The 18,653-nt window shown below is 69.8% G+C and carries 17 protein-coding genes; 4 read left to right on the top strand and 13 right to left on the bottom strand.

What is annotated here, in order from left to right; translation table 11 throughout:
- The 3 genes from ACH34W_RS29400 to ACH34W_RS29390 form a co-directional block, all read right to left on the bottom strand.
- Nucleotides 1-1,368 carry a sensor histidine kinase gene (locus ACH34W_RS29400; RefSeq protein WP_395964352.1) on the bottom strand — a complete coding sequence of 456 codons (1,368 nt, stop codon included), beginning with the start codon at nucleotides 1,366-1,368 and terminating at the stop codon, nucleotides 1-3.
- A gap of 346 nt (nucleotides 1,369-1,714) precedes the next feature.
- Nucleotides 1,715-2,404 carry a VOC family protein gene (locus ACH34W_RS29395; protein ID WP_395964351.1) on the bottom strand — a complete coding sequence of 230 codons (690 nt, stop codon included), beginning with the start codon at nucleotides 2,402-2,404 and terminating at the stop codon, nucleotides 1,715-1,717.
- Between the two features lie 52 nt (nucleotides 2,405-2,456).
- Nucleotides 2,457-3,572, bottom strand: a complete 1,116-nt coding sequence (locus tag ACH34W_RS29390) for a PP2C family protein-serine/threonine phosphatase (RefSeq protein ID WP_395964350.1) — start codon at nucleotides 3,570-3,572, stop codon at nucleotides 2,457-2,459.
- A 168-nt stretch (nucleotides 3,573-3,740) separates the two neighbouring features.
- Here ACH34W_RS29390 and ACH34W_RS29385 point away from each other — a divergent pair, with 168 nt between their 5' ends.
- The gene (locus ACH34W_RS29385; protein ID WP_395964349.1) at nucleotides 3,741-3,941 is read left to right on the top strand and encodes a hypothetical protein; all 201 of its coding nucleotides are present in this window, start codon (nucleotides 3,741-3,743) and stop codon (nucleotides 3,939-3,941) included.
- Between the two features lie 9 nt (nucleotides 3,942-3,950).
- On the opposite strand, the gene ACH34W_RS29380 is transcribed toward ACH34W_RS29385, so the two are convergent.
- From ACH34W_RS29380 to ACH34W_RS29345, 8 genes are all read right to left on the bottom strand, one after another.
- Nucleotides 3,951-4,427 (bottom strand): ribose-5-phosphate isomerase, encoded by a 477-nt coding sequence (locus ACH34W_RS29380; RefSeq protein ID WP_395964348.1) that lies wholly within the window; start codon nucleotides 4,425-4,427, stop codon nucleotides 3,951-3,953.
- 43 nt (nucleotides 4,428-4,470) lie between these two features.
- Nucleotides 4,471-5,574 (bottom strand): hypothetical protein, encoded by a 1,104-nt coding sequence (locus tag ACH34W_RS29375; protein WP_395964347.1) that lies wholly within the window; start codon nucleotides 5,572-5,574, stop codon nucleotides 4,471-4,473.
- Between the two features lie 46 nt (nucleotides 5,575-5,620).
- The gene (locus tag ACH34W_RS29370; RefSeq protein WP_395964346.1) at nucleotides 5,621-6,595 is read right to left on the bottom strand and encodes an ATP-binding protein; all 975 of its coding nucleotides are present in this window, start codon (nucleotides 6,593-6,595) and stop codon (nucleotides 5,621-5,623) included.
- 111 nt (nucleotides 6,596-6,706) lie between these two features.
- The gene (locus ACH34W_RS29365) at nucleotides 6,707-7,465 is read right to left on the bottom strand and encodes an energy-coupling factor ABC transporter ATP-binding protein (RefSeq protein WP_395964345.1); all 759 of its coding nucleotides are present in this window, start codon (nucleotides 7,463-7,465) and stop codon (nucleotides 6,707-6,709) included.
- Entirely contained in the window at nucleotides 7,462-8,229 is a 768-nt protein-coding gene (cbiQ, locus tag ACH34W_RS29360) for a cobalt ECF transporter T component CbiQ (protein WP_395964344.1), read from the bottom strand. Before cbiQ ends, ACH34W_RS29365 begins: the two co-directional genes overlap by 4 nt.
- The gene (locus ACH34W_RS29355) at nucleotides 8,229-8,525 is read right to left on the bottom strand and encodes a PDGLE domain-containing protein (RefSeq protein WP_395964343.1); all 297 of its coding nucleotides are present in this window, start codon (nucleotides 8,523-8,525) and stop codon (nucleotides 8,229-8,231) included. The genes cbiQ and ACH34W_RS29355 overlap by 1 nt, the downstream gene beginning before the upstream one ends.
- Nucleotides 8,522-9,241 carry an energy-coupling factor ABC transporter permease gene (locus ACH34W_RS29350; RefSeq protein ID WP_395964342.1) on the bottom strand — a complete coding sequence of 240 codons (720 nt, stop codon included), beginning with the start codon at nucleotides 9,239-9,241 and terminating at the stop codon, nucleotides 8,522-8,524. The genes ACH34W_RS29355 and ACH34W_RS29350 overlap by 4 nt, the downstream gene beginning before the upstream one ends.
- A gap of 173 nt (nucleotides 9,242-9,414) precedes the next feature.
- Entirely contained in the window at nucleotides 9,415-10,035 is a 621-nt protein-coding gene (locus ACH34W_RS29345; protein ID WP_395964341.1) for a disulfide bond formation protein DsbA, read from the bottom strand.
- Between the two features lie 190 nt (nucleotides 10,036-10,225).
- Here ACH34W_RS29345 and pepN point away from each other — a divergent pair, with 190 nt between their 5' ends.
- Together pepN and ACH34W_RS29335 are read left to right on the top strand one after the other, a co-directional pair.
- Nucleotides 10,226-12,766, top strand: coding sequence for an aminopeptidase N (pepN, locus tag ACH34W_RS29340; RefSeq protein ID WP_395964340.1), 2,541 nt, complete (start codon nucleotides 10,226-10,228; stop codon nucleotides 12,764-12,766).
- Between the two features lie 95 nt (nucleotides 12,767-12,861).
- Entirely contained in the window at nucleotides 12,862-13,851 is a 990-nt protein-coding gene (locus tag ACH34W_RS29335; protein ID WP_395964339.1) for a hypothetical protein, read from the top strand.
- On the opposite strand, the gene malQ is transcribed toward ACH34W_RS29335, so the two are convergent.
- Both malQ and ACH34W_RS29325 read right to left on the bottom strand, forming a co-directional pair.
- Nucleotides 13,835-15,814, bottom strand: a complete 1,980-nt coding sequence (gene malQ, locus ACH34W_RS29330; protein ID WP_395964338.1) for a 4-alpha-glucanotransferase — start codon at nucleotides 15,812-15,814, stop codon at nucleotides 13,835-13,837. The two genes, ACH34W_RS29335 and malQ, sit on opposite strands and share 17 nt — an antisense overlap.
- Nucleotides 15,815-15,856: 42 nt before the next feature.
- Nucleotides 15,857-17,281, bottom strand: a complete 1,425-nt coding sequence (locus ACH34W_RS29325) for an amidase (RefSeq protein WP_395964337.1) — start codon at nucleotides 17,279-17,281, stop codon at nucleotides 15,857-15,859.
- A gap of 227 nt (nucleotides 17,282-17,508) precedes the next feature.
- On the opposite strand from ACH34W_RS29325, the gene ACH34W_RS29320 reads away from it, so the two are divergent.
- Nucleotides 17,509-18,318, top strand: coding sequence for a nuclease-related domain-containing protein (locus ACH34W_RS29320; RefSeq protein ID WP_395964336.1), 810 nt, complete (start codon nucleotides 17,509-17,511; stop codon nucleotides 18,316-18,318).
- Nucleotides 18,319-18,653 lie beyond the last annotated feature (335 nt).

Below are 18,653 nucleotides of genomic sequence, written 5' to 3'. Positions count from 1 at the left end.
CTAGCGGCCTTTCAGCGGCAACCGCAGAATCAGCCGGGCACCCCCGTTGCTGTCGGCCGCCTCCAGCGTGCCGTCGTGCGCGGTGGCGATCTCCCGGGAGATCGGCAGGCCCAGCCCGGTGCCGCCGCGGTCGCGCTTCCGGCTCTCGTCCAGGCGCTGGAACCGCCGGAACACCCGCTCACGATCCCGGTCGGGGATGCCCGAACCGTCGTCGGCCACCTCCAGCACCGCCATGTCCTCCTCGGCGCGCACCGTCACCCGCACCAGCGTGGCGGCATGCCGTTCGGCGTTGTCGAGCAGGTTGGTGAGCAGCCGGACCAGGTGCATCTGGGTGCCCTCGACGATGATGCCCTCGTCCGCGTCCACCTCGATCGGCACGCGCCGGCGGCGCCGCGCCGCCTCGGTGTGCGCGAGATCGCCCAGATCGACCGGCCGGCGAACCAGTTGCAGCCCGGCCTCCAGCTTGGCCATGATCAGCAGGTCGGTGACGATGTTCTGGAGCCGGTCGGCGTCGGCGAGCGCGGCCCGGGCGACCGCCGGCCAGTCCTCGTCCTCGGGATGTTCCAGCGCCACCTCCAGCTGGGCGCGCAGGCCGGTGAGCGGGCTGCGCAGCTCGTGCGAGACGTCCGCGACGAATCCCTGCTGCCGCTCGACCACACCCTCCAGCCGGCGCAGTGTCCGGTTGATCGATTCGGCCAGCTCGGACACCTCGTCGCGGCTGTCGGGCACCGTCACCCGACGGGGCTGTTCGCCCCCGGTGATCGCCGCCAGCTCCGCGCTCATCACGCATACGGGCCGCGTCGCCCGCCGGACCGAGCGCCGGACGGCCACGCCGACCACTACGGAGATCAGCACGACCGCGACGCCGAGCGCGCCCGTGAAGAATCCCCGTGCATGGTCCAGATCGGCCATCGGGGTGCCGACGTGGATCGTCCGCCAGCCACCCGGGGCCCGCACGCGCTCGCTCACGACATAGACCTGGCTCGACACGCCCGGCACGGTGATGGTCCGCGACAGGCGCTTGTTCGCCTCGGCCGGGCGGTGCGCGGTCATCGCGGGGTGGCCGGCGAGGATCGGGCTCGACGCGACGACCACACCCCGGTCGTCCACCACCTGGATCAGGGAGAATCCCGGCACGTCCGGGGTCAGCACGGCCGGCGGATCGGTCCGATGGAGGTCGTCCTCAAGCAACTTGATGGCCACGGCACCGCGCTCGTGCAGCCCGTCGTAGAGCGCCTGGCGCACTGCGAAGTAGAACGCCGTGACGCCGAGGACCAGCAGGCTGCCCGCGACGGCGATCGACACCGCCGTCACCCTGGTCTGCAGTGACCATTGCGACGGACGCCAGCGCAGCCTCTGGACGGGCATTCCCGCGGCGACCCCCTCCCCGACAGCACGCCATACAGCGTCCACGCGGGGGGCCTGCGCGGATTGAACCTGTAAAACGATCAGCCCAACTGGTTCTTACCGAACGGTGCCGGGCGAAACCTGAGCCGATGTCCGCGCGTGCGGCGCCTCCCACCCCTGGGGTGCCGTCCGCGCGGACATCGCCTTCGGTGCCGCCAACCGTTCCCGGCCCCGCCCGCCGAGGAGGGTCCGGCGGGACCGGCCCGGTTGCCGATCTGCTTAGTACTCTGCACGCCGTCTATGCACAGGGTGAAACATCAAAGTAAAGATCACGTTTCCTGTCGCACGGCGGCGGCTCCGGCGCAGGTCAGTCGAGTGTGACGGTGCCCACAGGCCCGTCCAGGCGGGCGATCAGGGCGATTCCCGGCCCCTGCCGGACGGTCAGCCGGGCCCCGAGTGCGTCCAGCGCGCCGCGCACGGAGTCCGGATCGGGATGGACCGCCTCGAACGAGAGCAACGGCACCACCGGCAGCGCACCCGCCGGATGATCCGTCTCACCCCAGTCGATCAGAAACGGCAGCACGCCCGTCCGCGGCGGGGTGAGCCGCCAGCTCAGCAACTCGCCGTCGGGCCGCAGCCGGGACATGCCGGCGGCCGATCCGGGGTCGTGTCCCGCCGCCCGCGCCCGTTCGATGCTCGCGTCCAGCTCGGTCGTGCCCGCCGCCCACGCCACCAGAGCAGGAGCGGTGAGATCGTCGATCCCGAACGGCCGAGGCCCTGCTTTTCTGGGGGGCGCCCCCCAGACCCCCGCGGTTTCCCCATCACGCCTTGCTTCGCGGCGGCGTGCGGGGCCCCTGGGTTCGGGCTGGTCCGGATCCGGCCCGATGACTTCCAGATACGCGTTGCCGCCGAGTCCGAGCAGGTGGTTGCGGGTGCCGAGACCCGGATGGGGGCCGCCTTCGACCGGCGTCACGCCCGTGCGGGCCGCGATGTCCGACACCGCCGCCTTCAGATCCGGGGTCGCGTAGACAAGGTGGTCAAGGACGAGATCCGTCATCGTTCTCCACTCAGGTACGCCAGATGAACGCTCAGGTAGGCCAGTTGATCGCTCAGGTACGCCAGATGAGGACGAGGGCGCAGTCATCGTCGCGGGCGGCATGCATGCGTTCGACGAGCTCCCTGGCGCCCACGCGGAACCCCTCGGGGACCAGCCGTTCGGCCTCGCCCAGCAGCCGGTCGATGCCCGCGTCCAGGTCGCGGCCCGGAGTCTCGACCAGGCCGTCGGTGTAGAGCAGGAGCGCGTCACCGGGGCGGAGCAGGCCCCGCTCGGGCTCGGAGCGCAGGTCGGGAACGACCCCGAGCACCACGCCCTTGGCGGAACTGACCTGCCATGTGCCGCTGCCCGCATCGAATTGGACGGCGGGAGGGTGCCCGGCGGATTCGACGCTGTACTCGCCGGTGGTCAGATCGATCACCAGGTGCACCGCCGTGACGAAGCCCTCATCCCAGCGCTGCCGCTGCAAATAGGCATTGCACGCCGGAAGGAAACGGTCTCTCTGGATCGATCCAAGCAATCCGCCGAAAGCGCCGGACAACATCAGCGCGCGGGTACCGGCGTCGGTGCCCTTGCCCGAGACGTCCACCAGCGCCACTTCGAGGGTGTCGCCATCGCACGTGGAGACCACGAAGTCGCCGCCGAACGACGACCCACCGGCCTGCAACATCACCACCTGCGCGTCCCAGCCCTCAGGCAGCTCGGGCATCTCGCCCTGCCGCCGTAGCCGGTCGCGCAGCTCAAGCAACATGGAGTCGCCGCGCAGCCCCTGCACCCCGAGCTGCTGCCGGGTGCGGGCGAGCGTGACGGCGAGCACCGTGGTGATGACCAGCGTCGCGATCATCCCCGGCCCGACGGCCGAACGGTCGTCCCATGCGTTGTAGACCACCATGACCAGGACCACGCCGAGCAACGCCAGCAGGGTGCGCACCTTGAGAAGCAGACCGCCGCCGAGCACGGTCAGCACGAGCGCACCGGACGGCGCCCACGCGCTCGACTCCGTGGCGGCGAGCCCCACGACCATCGTGAGCACCGCGAGCGCCACGAACACGTAGCGTTCCCGGGTCAGTTTTCCTTGCCTGAGCCACCTGTAGATGCGCACGAGTATGGGAATCCTGCGCAGGAAGGCACGCACTCGCGGCGGAAGCAGGTGGACCAGACGTTGCAGCATGACTCCGGAACTGTATCGAGCATCCGTGCCGATCGAAGGGCATCCGCGCCACCCATGACTCTTTGCAACGATTCAGCGACGTGAAGTCAGTGATTCGCGACTCGCTCTTGCGCCGGACCCCGCTCCGTAGTGTCCAATGGTGTTCTGAGTGACCGGGAGGTGCGCCACATGGGTCAACCTGGCATGCGGATCACTGTCGACGCGGCGATGCGGGCACGGGATGTGTCCAGGCCGCGCGCCGAGGGCGAGGAACCGCCCCCGAACGCCGCCGGCGCGCCGAAGAACGCCGAAGGCGCCAAACCCGCCAAGCCTCCGAAGGGGGAACGCCGCCGGCTGGGCAAGCGCGGCGCACCTCCTCCGCGCACCTGACCTCTCGCGTCAGCTTTCGCTTGGTAGCGGCGGAAGCTTGCCGGTGTCCTCGTACTCGCTGAGCATCGTGATGCGGCGGGTGTGCCGCGGCTCCTCGGAGTAGGGCGTGCCGAGGAAGATCTGGACGAACCGGGTCGCGGTGTCGTAGTCGTGCTGGCGTGCGCCGAGGCTGATGACGTTGGCGTCGTTGTGCTCGCGGGCGAGCTTCGCGGTCTCCTCGTTCCAGACCAGCGCGGCGCGGACGCCCTTGACCTTGTTGGCGGCGATCTGCTCGCCGTTGCCCGAGCCGCCGATCACGATGCCGAGGCTGCCCGGCTCGGCGGCGACCTTCACCGCGGCCCGCAGCACGAACGGCGGGTAGTCGTCGACGGCGTCGTAGAGGAACGCCCCGCAGTCGACTGCCTCGTGGCCGTTCGCCTTCAGCCAGGAGACCAGGTGCTCCTTCAGCTCGAAACCGGCATGGTCGCATCCAAGAAACACGCGCATGGAGCCGATTCTCCCAGGCGGTCCGGGCGGCCCGGCGCCCGGGTCACCGCGGCGGTTGCAGCCCGTCGTCCGTCCTGGTCTCGGTGCTCAAGGGAGGCGCTTGCCCGGGCGCCTTGGGCTCGTCCTCCGCCGCCTCAGCGCGTTCCGGCGTGTCGTCGGCGGGCTCGGGCTCCGGAGTGTCCTCGGCGGCCTTCTCCGGCTCCGCAGGCGGTGTGGAAGGCGTGGGAGGCATGGGCGGCTCAGCGGCGGGCTGCTGCGGCTGGTAGCCGGGCTGCTGGGCGTATCCAGCATGCCCGGCGGGGGCGGCGGCCTGTCCTGGACCGCCGGCCCACGGCTGCTGCGGCTGGCCGGACGCGTACGGCTGGCCCTGCCCGTAGGGCTGGCCGGGCGCGTAGGGCTGACCAGGCACGCCTGGCTGACCTGGCATCCCAGGCTGACCGGGCACCCCGGGCTGGCCGGGCATGCCCTGCTGACCTGGCGCGTATGGCGACTGAGCGGGCGGCACGTATGGCATCGCGGCGGGATGACCTGCCGGGATCGGTTGCGGTGCTCCCGGCGCGCCGGGAGCACCTGGAGCGGGCTGGCCGAACTGACCCGGCTGCATCGCGCCCGCACCTGCCTTGGGGCGGGTCACCTGGTAGCCCACCAGCGCGCCGGCACCCGCCAACCAGCCGTACAGCAGGCCGAACGTCCCGCCCTGCACCATCATCAGCCAGTAGACGGAGGAGTTGCCGAAGTCGGTCGGGTAGTCGAGCACCATCTTCTGGAGCACGCCGTTCACGAACCCGGAAAAGCCACCGGCGACCACCGTCGCCCACCAGCCCAGCACCACCACGTGCACGGCGCCGCGGTCGGGGTTGAGCGTCCGGGCGGCCCCGAAGACCAGGGCCGCCAGCACCACGAACATCAGCAGGATGCTCAGGTCCTGGACCGCGACCCACGAGAAGTCCCGGAACCGGCCCTGGGTCGTCAGCCGCCAGTGCGGATAGAGCAGCCAGTTCAGCAGCGGGCCGAGCGTGTCGTTGTCGCGTGCCAGGTCGGACCTGAAGATCTTGTCGTAGACCCACTGGTTCCCGAGGAGAAGAGCGATCAGGGCCATCGGGCCCACCGCGCCGATGAGGGTTCCCAGCACCCGCCGCGTCGTCATGGCGCGCAGGTTAATCGGGATCACGCAGCGTCGCTAGACCCCACTCTCACACCAGCAGGCCAGGAAAGCGGAACTCCGGGTCGACCTGTGTCTCCAGATCCTCGCCCACGGCCCGGTTGGCCCAGCTGCGCGCGTTCTTGACGTGGAAATCGACGGCCTGCCGCTGGAACTTGCCCCAGTCCTTCGTGCGGGCGTCCACCGCCTCGCGCATCCGGCCGAGCGCCAGCTCGTTGTCCGCCTCCAGGCCGACGCCCTCGCGTCCCTGTTCGAGGGCGCGGACGGCGCTGGACTGGCCGAGCCAGGTCAGCAGATCGTCGCCGACATGCTCGCGCAGGTACGCGACGTCTTCGTCACTCTGCACCTTGTTGCCGACGACGGCGATGGCGACGTCGTAGTCGCGCGCGTATTCGGTGTACTGCTTGTAGACGCCGACGCCCTTCCGGGTCGGCTCGGCCACCAGGAACATCAGGTCGAACCGCGTGAAGAGCCCGGAGGCGAACGTGTCGGCGCCCGCCGTCATGTCCACAACCACGTACTCCCCGGGCCCGTCGGCGAGGTGGTTGAGGTAGAGCTCCACAGCGCCGGTCTTGGAGTGGTAGCAGGCCACCCCGAGGTCGTCGTCGTTGAACGGGCCGGTCGCCATCAACGTGACGCCGTAGGCGGCGTCGTCGCCGCCACCGCCCACTCCGATGTCCTGGCCGAGGGCGTGGATCGGATCGTCGCCGCCCAGGCTCAGCAGCCGCGAGCCCCTTCCGGCCGGGGTCGTCTTCACCATGCTGGTGGCGGACGCGATACGCGGGTTGTCGCCGCGCAGGTACTCCTTGATCTCGGTGAGCCGCTCACCCATGGCCGGGATCTTGGCCGCGCGCTCCTCGTCGAGGCCGAGCGCCACCCCGAGATGCTGGTTGATGTCGGCGTCGACCGCGACCACCGGCAGCCCCTGGGCGGCCAGATGCCGCACGAAGAGCGACGACAGGGTGGTCTTGCCGCTGCCACCCTTGCCCACGAACGCAACCTTCACGAAAGCCCCCGATTCCGGATATGAAAACCGTTGCCAATTTCAGGAATCACGAGTCTTCCGAAGAGGCGAGATGGAAGCAAGCAGAATCCCCACTTTGCTTTCTTTACACAGTCAGTGGTGGCGGACCGCGGGATCGAACCCGAAGGGCAGCTCCAGCCGGTGCGCGGCCAGCAGATCCTCGTCGGAGAGGAGCCCCAGGGTCGGCCCATCCGCGACGATCACGCCGCCTGAAAGGATCAGCGAGCGGGGGCAGAGCTCCGCCGCGTACGGCAAGTCGTGCGTGACCATCAGGACGGTGACGTCCAGGCCCAGCAGGATCTCGGCGAGCTCGCGGCGGCTGGCCGGGTCGAGGTTGGAGGACGGCTCGTCCAGGACGAGGATCTCCGGCTCCATGGCCAGCACGGTCGCGACGGCCACCCGGCGGCGCTGGCCGAAGCTGAGGTGCTGCGGAGGCCGGTCGGCGACGTCCTGCATGCCGACCCTGCTCAGCGCGCCGGCCACCCGGCGGTCCAGCTCGGCACCGCTTATGCCGAGGTTGGCCGGGCCGAACGCGACGTCCTCGCGGACCGTCGGCATGAAGAGCTGGTCGTCGGGGTCCTGGAAGACGATGCCCACCCGGCGCCGGATCTCCCGCAGGCCCCGCTTGTCCTTGGGGTCCACCGGGAGCCCGCCGACGTGGACGCTGCCGAGGCCGCCGTGCAGGATGCCGTTGAGGTGCAGGACGAGCGTGGTCTTTCCCGCGCCGTTGGGGCCGAGCAGCGCCACCCGCTCGCCGCGCCGGATCGTCACGTCCACGCCGTACAGGGCCTGCGTCCCGTCCGGATAGGCGTAGGCGAGGCCCTTGATCTCAAGCGAGGCGGCGGTCGTCACGGCGCCAGTATCCAGGAGGCTGCGGCGATCAAGGCCGCCGCCCCGGGCAGCACGGCCGCCGCCGTCCACTGGCGGAGCGTGGCCGTGCCCTCGTTGAGGACGGGCATACGGCCGTCGTAGCCACGGCTCACCATCGCGAGATAGACGCGTTCGCCGCGTTCGTACGAGCGCAGGAAGAGGGCGGCGACGGAGCGGGCGAGCACGGTGACGTCCCGGAGGCCTCGCGCCTCGAACCCCCGGGACGCCCGCGCCACCCGCATCCGCCGCATCTCTCCCACGATCACATCGAGGTAGCGGAGCATGAACGTGGCGATCTGGGTGAGCAGGGCGGGCATCCGCAGCCGCTCCAGGCCGAGCAGCAGCGCCCGCGGCTCGGTGGTGGCGCCCACCACGATCATGGCCACGGCACCGAGGCTGGCCTTGGCGAGGATGTTCCACGCCGACCACAGCCCGCTTTGGCTCAGCTCCACGCCGAGCACCTCGACCCGCGGGCCGTGCGCCACGAACGGCAGAAGCAGAGCGAACGCGACGAACGGCAACTCGATCGCCATCCGGCGCAGGACGAAGCCTGGCGGCACCCGGGCGAAGGCGGCGACGAACGCGAGCAACAGCGCGTACAGGCCGAACGCCCACATCTGCTCCTGCGGCGTCGCCACCACGGCGAACACGAACGCGACGACGGCGACGAGTTTGCACTGCGGCGGCAGCCGGTGAACGCCCGATGTGCCCGCGCGATAGAGCGGATGCGCGTGCCCGGCGCCCACTAGTCGGCCGACGACCGGCGGCGGACGACCCAGAACAGGCCACCGCCCACGGCGAGCGTCAGCCCCACGCCGATGACTCCGGCCAGGCCGCCCGACAACCTCTCGTTGTCGACGCCCTTCACGCCGTAGTCACCGAACGGCGAGTCCTTGAGCTGGTGGTCCTTCTCCTGGGACGCGAAACCCTTGTCCTCGGCGACCTTGGTGAGGCCGTCGGGAGAGGCGCTGGCATAGAAGCTGACGAACCCGGCGATGATCACCGCCACCAGCAGGAAGACGAAGAAGAAACGTTTGGTCATGCCGAGACACCTCCGGTGGCGGGCGTGTCCACGGGCGAGCCGGTGTCGTTCCGCAACTGGAGCGGCGCCTCGGACGTGAGGTCGACGCCGTGCACGAGGTCGGGCCGGACAGCCGCGATCGAGCCGACCGTCACGGCTGTGATCACGCCCTCGCCGATGCCGATCAGGACGTGCACGCCGAGCATGGCGGTGGCCACCGCACCCAGCGAGAGATCGGCGGTGCCTCCGAGGGCGAAGAGGCCGACGAAGGCGAGCGCGGACGCGGGCACCGACACCAGGGCGCCGGTGAACGAGGCGATGGTGACGCTGCCCCGGTTCTTCGGCAGGACGGCCATGAGCAGGCGGAAGATCCCGTAGCCGACGGCCACGCTGACGATCCCCATGAGGGTGACGTTGATGCCGTACGCGGTGAGGCCGCCGTCAGCGAAGAACATCTGTATCAGCAGGACCACGGATATACAGAGCACGCCCGTATACGGCCCCACCAGGATGGCCGCCAGCGCGCCGCCCATCAGATGCCCGCTGGTCCCGGCGCCGACCGGGAAATTGATCATCTGCGCGGCGAAGATGAACGCCGCTGTGAGACCCGCCAGCGGAGCCGTGCGGTCGTCGAGTTCGCGGCGGGCACCCTTGAGGCAGAGCCCGATGCCCGCCGCGGCCACGACACCGGCGCCGATCGAGACCGGCGCGTCGAAGAATCCGTTCGGTACGTGCACGCACCTCACCGTCCTACCCGTTTACGTAGATAGGACCAGTTTGAGGGCGCACCCGTCGCAGTTGCAAGTTCGTCGCAACAACAAGGTTGGCGCGAAAAGGCCGAGATCAAATCAATCCAGGGCCTTCGCTCAGTCGAAGCACGCCGCACTCAGTCGAAGCACGGCGCCTTCACTCAGTCGAAGATCGGGTCCCGGGTCCGCGTGCGCTTCAACTCGAAGAAGCCGTCGGTCTGCGCCACCGCGAGCACGCCGTCCCACAGCTTCGCGGCGGCTTCACCGCGCGGGATCGGGGTCACCACGGGGCCGAAGAAGGCGTGCCCGGCCACCGAGATCACGGGCGTGCCGACCTCTTCGCCGACCCGGTCGATGCCGTCCTTGTGGGAGGCGCGCAGGGCCGTGTCGTACTCGGTGGAGTCGGCGGCGTCGGCCAGCGCCGGGTCGAGACCAGCCGCGGTCAAGGCTGCCTCGATGGTCTCGCGGTTGTACTCCTGCTTCTGGTTGTGGCGGCGGGTGCCCAACTCGGTGTAGAGGCGCCCGAGCACCTCCGGGCCGTACTTCTGCTCGGCGGCGATGCAGACCCGCACCGGACCCCAACCCGTAACCAACAGGTCCTTGTACTTCTGCGGCACGTCCTTGCCCTCGTTGAGGACGGACAGGCTCATCACGTGCCAGCGCGTCTCAATCTGCCGGAGCTTCTCGACCTCCAGCACCCACCGCGAGGTGATCCACGCCCAGGGGCACAACGGGTCGAACCAAAAGTCCACTGGCTCACGGGGTTCGTTCGTCAACGCCATCTCTCCTCAGGGCAGATCATCGTTTACCAAGCTCAACCCTGGAAGACAGCTGTCGATTCCCCCTCGAAAACCCTTTCCCGCCAAACCTAAAACCCGTTCCCACCAAACCTATGGCCGTGCCAGCCCCACCTGCCCCCCGGCAGGTTGGTAGACATGGAGGAACCAGGTTTATGACGACCAAGGAGTACATGTGGCAGGCAACCTCACGCGCGACGAGGCGCGGGAAAGGGCCCGGCTGCTCACCGTCGAGTCGTATGCGGTGGAGCTGGACCTGACCACGGGTGAGGAGCGCTTCGGCTCCACTACCCAGATCCGGTTCGGCTGCGCCGAGCCGGGCGCGTCCACTTTCGTCGATCTGCACGGCGCCGTGGTGCGTGAGGTCACGCTCAACGGAACCGCGCTCGACCCGGGCACCTATGACGCCGAGAAAGGCCGCATCCCGCTGCCCTCGCTGGCCGCCGACAACGAGCTGCGCGTCGTCGCCGACGCCACGTACTCCCGCTCCGGCGAGGGCCTGCACCGCTTCGTCGACCCTGTCGATCAGAGCGTGTATCTCTACACGCAGTTCGAGACGGCCGACGCGCACCGGATGTACACCTGCTTCGACCAGCCCGACCTCAAGGCCACGTTCGAGCTGAACGTGACCTCCCCGTCCGGCTGGCAGGTGATCACGAACGAATCCTTCGATGTCAACGGGGTGCGCACGGGGGCGTGGCACTTCCCGCCGACGCCGAAGATGTCGACCTACATCACCGCGTTGATCGCCGGGCCCTACCACGTCGTCACCGACGAGTACCGGCGCTCGGACGGCAGTGTCATCCCGCTGGGTGTCTTCTGCCGGGCCTCGCTGGCCGAGCATCTGGACGCCGACGCGATCATCGACGTCACCCGGCAGGGCTTCGACTTCTTCGAGAAGGTCTTCGACCAGCCGTACCCGTTCAGCAAGTACGACCAGCTCTTCGTGCCCGAGTTCAACACGGGCGCGATGGAGAACGCCGGCGCCGTCACGTTCCTGGAGGACTACGTCTTCCGGTCGCGCGTGACGGACGCGGCGTACGAGCGGCGCGCCGAGACGATCCTGCACGAGATGGCGCACATGTGGTTCGGTGACCTGGTCACCATGCGCTGGTGGGACGACCTGTGGCTGAACGAGTCGTTCGCCACGTACATGAGCGTGCTCTGCCAGTCCGAGGCCACCAAGTGGACCAGTTCCTGGACGACGTTCGCCAACCTGATGAAGGCCTGGGCCTACCGGCAGGACCAGCTGCCGTCCACGCACCCGATCTCAGCCGACATCCCGGACATCCGGGCGGTCGAGGTCAACTTCGACGGGATCACCTACGCCAAGGGCGCCAGCGTCCTGAAGCAGCTGGTCGCCTACGTCGGCCGCGACAACTTCCTGGAAGGCGTGCGGCGCTACTTCCAGCGGCACGCATGGGGCAACACGGTCCTGGCCGACCTGCTGGACGCGCTGGAGGAGACGTCCGGCCGCGATCTGGCCTCCTGGTCGAAGGAATGGCTGGAGACCGCCGGGGTCAACACGCTCCGCCCGGTGTACGAGGTCGACGGAGATGGCAACTTCACCTCGTTCGACGTCCTGCAGGAGGCCAAGGCCGACTACCCGACGCTTCGCTCGCACCGCGTCGCGATCGGCCTCTACGACCGTGTGGGCGATGGGATCATCCGGCGTGAGCGGGTCGAGCTGGACATCATCGGTGCCCGGACCGCCGTCGCCGAGCTCGTCGGCAAGAAGCGCCCGGACCTGGTGCTGGTGAACGACGACGACCTCACCTACGCCAAGATTCGGCTGGACGAGCACTCGCTGCGCACACTGGTCGAGGGCATCGGCGAGATCAAGGACGGGCTGCCGCGGGCGCTGTGCTGGTCGGCCGCGTGGGACATGACCCGGGACGCCGAGATGGCCACCCGCGACTACGTCAAGCTCGTCGTCAGCGGCATCCGCGGCGTCACCGACATCTCGGTGGCGCAGACGCTGCTCCGCCAGTCCCGCACGGCCATCGTGCAGTACGGCGACCCGGCGTGGCAGCCACAGGGCCTGGAGCTGATGGCCGACTCCCTCCTCGAACTGGCACAGCAGGCCGAGGCGGGCTCGGACTTCCAGCTCGCCTACGTGCAGGCCTTTACGGCGGTCGCGACGAACGACGCCCACCTGACCTATGTCGCCGGGCTACTCGACGGCTCCACGGTCCTGAAGGGGCTGAAGGTCGACACCGAGCTGCGCTGGGCGCTGCTCCGCCGTCTGGTCGTCAAGGGCAGGGCGGGCGTTCCGGAGATCGACGCCGAGCTCGCCCGCGACGCGACCGCGGCGGGCGAACGCCACGCGGCGGCCTGCAACGCGGCGATCAACACGGCCGAGGCCAAGGCGGCGGCCTGGGAGAAGATCGTCTCCGGCGACCTGCCGAACGCGGTGTTCCGGGCAACCTTGGGCGGGTTCACCGAGCCCGATCACGTGGAGCTGCTGCGGCCTTACCTGGACGGCTACTTCGCCGAGGTCGGCCGGATCTGGCAGGAGTGGAGCAGCGACATGTCCCAGACGTTCGCCGAAGCCGCCTACCCCTACCTGCTGGTCGAGCAGGGCACGATCGACAGGACCGACGCCTACATCGCCGAGAACACACCGCCGGCCGCATTGCTCCGGCTGCTCTCGGAGGGCCGCGACGGTGTCGCCCGCGCCCTGCGGGCCAGGGCCAAGGACGCGTCGGCCACCTAGTACGCGTCTGGTGACGCTAGGGAAACCCCTGTGATCATGCGATCGTTGCCAAGTCGAGGGCTTGGTCACAGGGGGTCCCGGGTGAAGGGGTGGATGTGGAGACTGCACGGGACGTTCTGAAGGTGCTGGCCGGCCGCTGCGCGTTCGGCGACATCGAGGCCCTCACGCCCTTGGCGTTGCCCAAGGAGCAGGTGGCGCCGCTGGCGGCCCTGTGCGCGTTCGGGCAGCGCGTCCTCGACCTGGACGCCGAGGACTTCGGCATGCCCGAGGACGTCGGCGAGGTGCCCAAGGACCTGCTGGACCGCGCGCGTGCCAGCAGGATGCCGCAGACGCCGAAGGAACAGCCGCGCGGGGCCCTGGCCAGCCTGCGGCCCGCGTACGCGCTCCTGCTGGAGGTCATCGAGATCCGGTGGCGCCGCCGGGAGATGGCCGCGCTCGTCGCGGCCGTCCACATCGCCAGTGAGTACCTGCCCATGCTCGCCTGGGAGCCGGTCCTCGGCCACGCCGGCGACCCGGCGCTGATCGGCGCTGCGGTGACCGGCGAGGGCAGCCGGTTCGGCGTCGCGATCGAGCCCGGGTCGGCACGGCTCTGCGACCACACCCGGCCGGAACGTTCCGCGTGCGAACGGACGCTGCGGGTCTCGAACGAGCCTGGCCCAGGGTGGCGCGCCTATCTGGACCGCCAGCACAGCCAGGTCTCCCAGGCCCTCGGCGACTGCGCCTCCCGCTGCCGTACCCCCTGCTCGGTGATGTCCCGGATCGACGAGCCGGTGCGGGCGCGCCTCACCGCCCGCTGCAAGCTCGCGGCCGACTTCACCGACAGCGCCCTGGTCAGGCTGCGGCATGCGGCTCCGGTCGGGCACGGCTTCGGGGTGCCGTCGCCGGAGGAGGTCGAGACGGCTTGGGCGCGCTCGCGCGCGTCGCTGCGCCATCAGCCCCTCGGGAAGGCGGCGCTCGACGGCGCGGCGGACGGCGGCTACCCGCTGCCCGGGCTGCCCGCGCTCTTCTCGGCGATCGCCGGGGCGGAGATCGTGCCGGACGGGCTGCTGCGCGAGGTCACCACGCGCATCACCGCCAGTCTCTGAGCGGTTCGATCGCGGCCTCGACGGCCGGATGCCCGGCCAGGTCGTCGATGTGGACGGGGTCGCCTCCGGCGCCGGCCAGGGGGACTCGCCAGTTGGGGTACTCGTCGGTCGTGCCGGGCTGGTTCTGGGTGCGGCGTTCCCCCACGGCGTCGGCGAGCGAGATCCCGAGGAGGCGGGCCGGCGTACGGGCCAGGAACCCGTGCAGCGCCGCCACCACCTGCTCGTCGTACTCGGTGGAGTCCTGGTCGAGCGCCTTCATGATCGTGGTGGGCGGCACCCGGAGCAGGCCCTCGGCGTGCAGCAGGCCGAGCCAGTCCGTGAGCCCTCGCCGGTGCTCGTCCTCCTCGACCTCCCGCGCCCTGGTGAGCAGGCCGAGGCGGTCACGGAGATCGAGGTGGTCGCCGTGCAGGATGCCCGTGATCGGCGGCATGTCGTGCGTGCCGACGGTGGCGAGGGAGAGCTCACGCCACCGCTCCGGCCGCCGGGGACGGCCGTCCCCGTCACGTTCGAACCAGAGCAGCGAGGTGCCGAGGATCCCGCGCCGGGCAATGTCCTCACGCAGGCCCGGCTCGACCGTGCCGAGATCCTCCCCGATGATCACGGCGCCGGTCCGGGCCGCCTCGGCGACAAGGCAGGCGAGCAGGGCGTTCCGGTCGTACGAGACGTACGTGCCCTCGGCCGGAGAGCGCCCCTCGGGCACCCACCACAGCCGGGACACCTGCATGGCGTGGTCCAGCCTCAGCCCGCCGCCGTGCCGGAGCGCCGCCGCCAGCATCTCGCGGAACGGGGCGTAGCCCGCTTCCGCGAGCCGCCTGGGATGCCAGGGCGGCTGGCCCCAGTCCTGGCCTCGCTGGTTGAACTCGTCGGGTGGCGCGCCGACGCTGATGCCAGGCGCGAACAGCGACTTGTACATCCACGCGTCTGCGCTGCCCTGGCTGACCCCAACCGCGAGATCGTGCACGATCCCGATCGGCATTCCGGCGGCGCGTGCCGCCTCTTGGGCGCGCCCGAGTTGCTCGTCGAGCTGCCACTGCAGCCACGTGTGGAAGCCGACCCGGCCGGCGAGCCGGTCGGCGGCCATGGTCACGGCCGGGCTGTCCGCGTCGCGCAGCTCTGCGGGCCAGCGGCGCCAGTCGGCCCCTTGCTCCTCGGCCAGCGCGCACCACGTCGCGAAGGCGGTCAGGGATGAGCCCTCACGTTCGCGGAACCGTTCGTACGCCTGCTGCCGGGAGGCAGAACGCGGCAGACCGTAGATCAGTTCGAGCGCCGTCCGCTTGGCCGCCCAGACGGCGTCGCGGTCGATGATCTCGCCGCGTTCGCCCAGGGCGGCTGCCAGGTGCGCGATGCGCTCCCGCTCCGGGGCGGGGAGGGCGCCGTATTCCGGAACGTCCTCCACCCGCAGGTAGAGCGGGCTGGCGAAGCGGCGGCTCATCGGCGAGTAGGGCGACGGGCCGATCGGCGGCGCGGGCTCGGTCGCGTGCAGCGGGTTGACCAGGACGAACCCCGCACCGAGCTCGCCGCTCCACGACGCGAGATCGGCCAGGTCGCGAAGGTCCCCCATCCCCCAGGAGCGGGCGGAACGCACGGAGTAGAGCTGCGCCGTGAACCCCCAGGCGCGCGGGGCCTGAGCAAGGCGTTCGGGCGTGGACGGCGGGGCGCCGGTAGCCGGCAGGGCGAAGGCCGCCGGAGAGGTGGGGGCGGCCGGCGAAGCGGAAGCGGCCGGCGAAGCGGAGGCGGCCGGCGAAGCGGAGGCGGCCGGCGAAGCGGGAGCGGCTCGTTCGTGCGCGGTCAGGCGCGCCAGCTCATCCCGTACTGCCGCCGGGGTCGACGCGTCCACCCCCAGGGCGGCCAGCACGGCCACGAGGGTGTCGCGGGAGACCGCGGTCTTGTCGCCGCGCCAGTCGGTGTAGCGAGTGGAGACGCTGTGCGCCTCGGCCAGGGAGTTCAGATCCTCGTCCACCACGCTCCGACCATTCCCCGAGAAGCCGGACAGATGCCCAGGACTTCAGGCCTCCCACAGTGCGGGTTTGCGGTCGATCCAGGGATGGGCCTCCTCCAGCTGTGCGGCGAGGGAGATCAGCGTGCCCTCGCCGCCGAGGCGCCCGGCGAGCATCACCCCGATCGGAACACCGTCGTTGGTCCAATGCAACGGAACGTTGACGGCGGGCTGGCCGGAGACGTTGTAGAGAGCGCAGAACGGGGTGAAGTGCTTCTGACGTTCGAAGTTCTCAGCGGGCTCCTGATCGTGGAAGTACCCGATGGGGGCGGGCGGCTGGGCGAGGGTCGGGTGCAGGATCGCGTCGTACTCGTCCATGATCGGGAACGCGACGCGGAGGGCGGCCTGGAGCTGGGCGTGCGCCCGGAAGAGATCGGGGGCGGACGTGGCGTTGCCGCGTTCGCGCAGCCAGCGGGTGAGCGGCTGCAGGAGATGCTCGGATTCGGGGGGAACGGGCGTGAGCGTGGCTATGACGCCCCACAGCAGTTCGAAGTGCGGCACGAGGTCGGGTCCGGGCACCGCAGGGAGCTCGACGACCTCGTGGCCGAGCTCGACCAGCAGCGCCGTGGCGGCTTCGTATGCGGCGACGCAGTCCGGATGGACCTCGACACCGGGGACGGCCGGCTCGATACTGCGGGCGATCTTGAGGCGGCCGGGCGGGCGGTCGGCGTACCCGAGGAACGTCCCCTCGGCTTCGGGCGCCCGGTAGAGGTCGCCGGGCATGGGGACGGCCATGACGTCCAGGAGCATGGCGGCGTCGCGGACCGTGCGGGCGATCGGGCCGTTCGTGGCCAGGCCGAACAGGTCCGGGACGATCGGGCCCTGCGAGACCCTGCCGCGGGTGGGCTTGATGCCGAAGAGCCCGCAGGCGCTGCTGGGGATCCTGATGGAGCCGCCGCCGTCGCTGCCCTGCGCGATCGGCGCCAGCCCGGCGGCGACCGCCGCGGCCGCGCCGCCGCTGGAGCCGCCCGCCGACCGGGACAGATCCCAGGGAGTGCGGGCGGGCGGTGCTACCGCATTTTCCGTATAACAGGGCAGACCGAATTCGGGTGTGGAGGTCTTGCCCAAAAGGACAGAGCCCGCTTGCCTGAGCAGTACCACAACATTATCGTCGGCGAAACCGGTCAGATCGGCAAAAACTTCCGATCCAAGGGTAACCCGGACGCCGTTTACCATGTTCAGGTCCTTCACGGGGATCGGCACCCCGTGGAAGGGCGGCAGCGTCGCCGGGTCCGCGGTGTCCATCACCAGCTTCTCGGCCCGGACGGCCTGCTCCCGCGCCAGCTCTGCGGTGACCGTGATGTAGGCCCCGACCTGGGGATTTACTCGCTCAATGCGTTCCAGGTAGTGATCGACGATCTCAACCGGGGAAAGATCCCGTACGCGGACGGCCGCAGCGAGTGCGTGGGCGGTGAGGTCATGGGTATTCGTCACACCGCCGAACGCTAGACGCTGGAAGCGCGAGCATCAAAGATGGCAACCAGAAGGTACGCCGAGGAAGAGGGGATAGAAACAAACCTACCCGGACACCGCACCCGTGAACCACCCAGTCGTGGCGACAAAAGTATTAACCCGACATGACTAGTCGCCAACCGCTGGAATGATTACTCTGCGCACAGAGGATCATGCTTCCCGTACGAAAGGAATACGGAGCGTAGCTCATGGCCATCATGGAGCGGGGCAATAGCCAGGAGGCTCGCGGTCAGCCCCATGAGACACCCCTCAAGCGCGGTGTCGACCAGCAGCCACAAACCTACGGTGACATGCTCAACAACCCCCAGATACGCCGATGGATCGAACGCGGCGTCGTCGCGTTGGTCGTCGGCGTGCTCTTCGCCGTCGTCTTCGACATCCGGATCGGGATCACCGCCGCGATCATGGCGGTCATCGTCGACACGGTCCGCAGGGCCCGCAAAAACTCCAGCGTCACGGCCTGGCAGAAGTCGTCAGCCGCCGAGCGGCGCACGGAGCGGCAGCTCAAGGCCCTGCAGAAGAACGGATACCTCGTCCTGCACGCGCGCGCCGTCCCCATGGACGACGAGGGCGTCAGCGACGGCCGGATCGATCATCTGGTGATCGGCCCGAGCGGCGTCTACGCCATCGACTCGGAGAAATGGGACAAGCGCCTTCCGGTGCGGACCCTCTCGCACCGCAAGCTCTTCCACGGGCCCTTCAACAAGAAGGACCGGCTGGACGAGGCGCGATGGGAGGCCGAGCAGGCGGCCAAGGCGCTCGAGGAGCGAGTCGGCTTCGAGGTGCCGGTGCAGGCGTCCGTGGCGATCTACGGCCCGTCCATCCCGTGGAAGGTCATGCGGGTCCGGGACGTGGACGTCTATGCGGGCAACCGGGCCAAGGGCTACCTGCGCCGGCGGCCCAAGGTCCTGACCGAGACCGACGTTCAGCGGATCTTCAAGGCCGCCGAGACGGCACTGCCCCCGAAATATCCACAAGAACACGAAGAAGCAGCCTGACCCGGCGCGGCCGGGCAGCCTGACGGACACGGCGCCAGCCGCGTCGGACGGCTCAACGACGAGCCCCCAGCGATCGGAACCCTGTGCGGGTACCGGAGCCGGAGGGGCACCTCGCACGGCGAGGTGCCCGCTCCACCTTCCTCGGTATTCGCATCTCCCAAACGCCGGCAGGGCGCGGCTCCCGCCCCCGGCGTTTCTTGTTGCCCCCGGTTGGTAAGCTCGCATGAGTCGACGCCGACCCCTCAGGACCTCTGCCGGGCCGGCTGGCAGCGCCGCGATCCGCCGCTGCGACACCCATCACAACCCCTGATCAGCGCATACGATCTTGGGTACGG

It is taken from the genome of Actinomadura sp. 6N118 (assembly GCF_044326415.1).
Classification (GTDB): domain Bacteria; phylum Actinomycetota; class Actinomycetes; order Streptosporangiales; family Streptosporangiaceae; genus Spirillospora.
The sequence above is the reverse complement of the archived record's forward strand: the minus strand, read 5'-3'. Positions and strand labels throughout refer to the sequence as shown.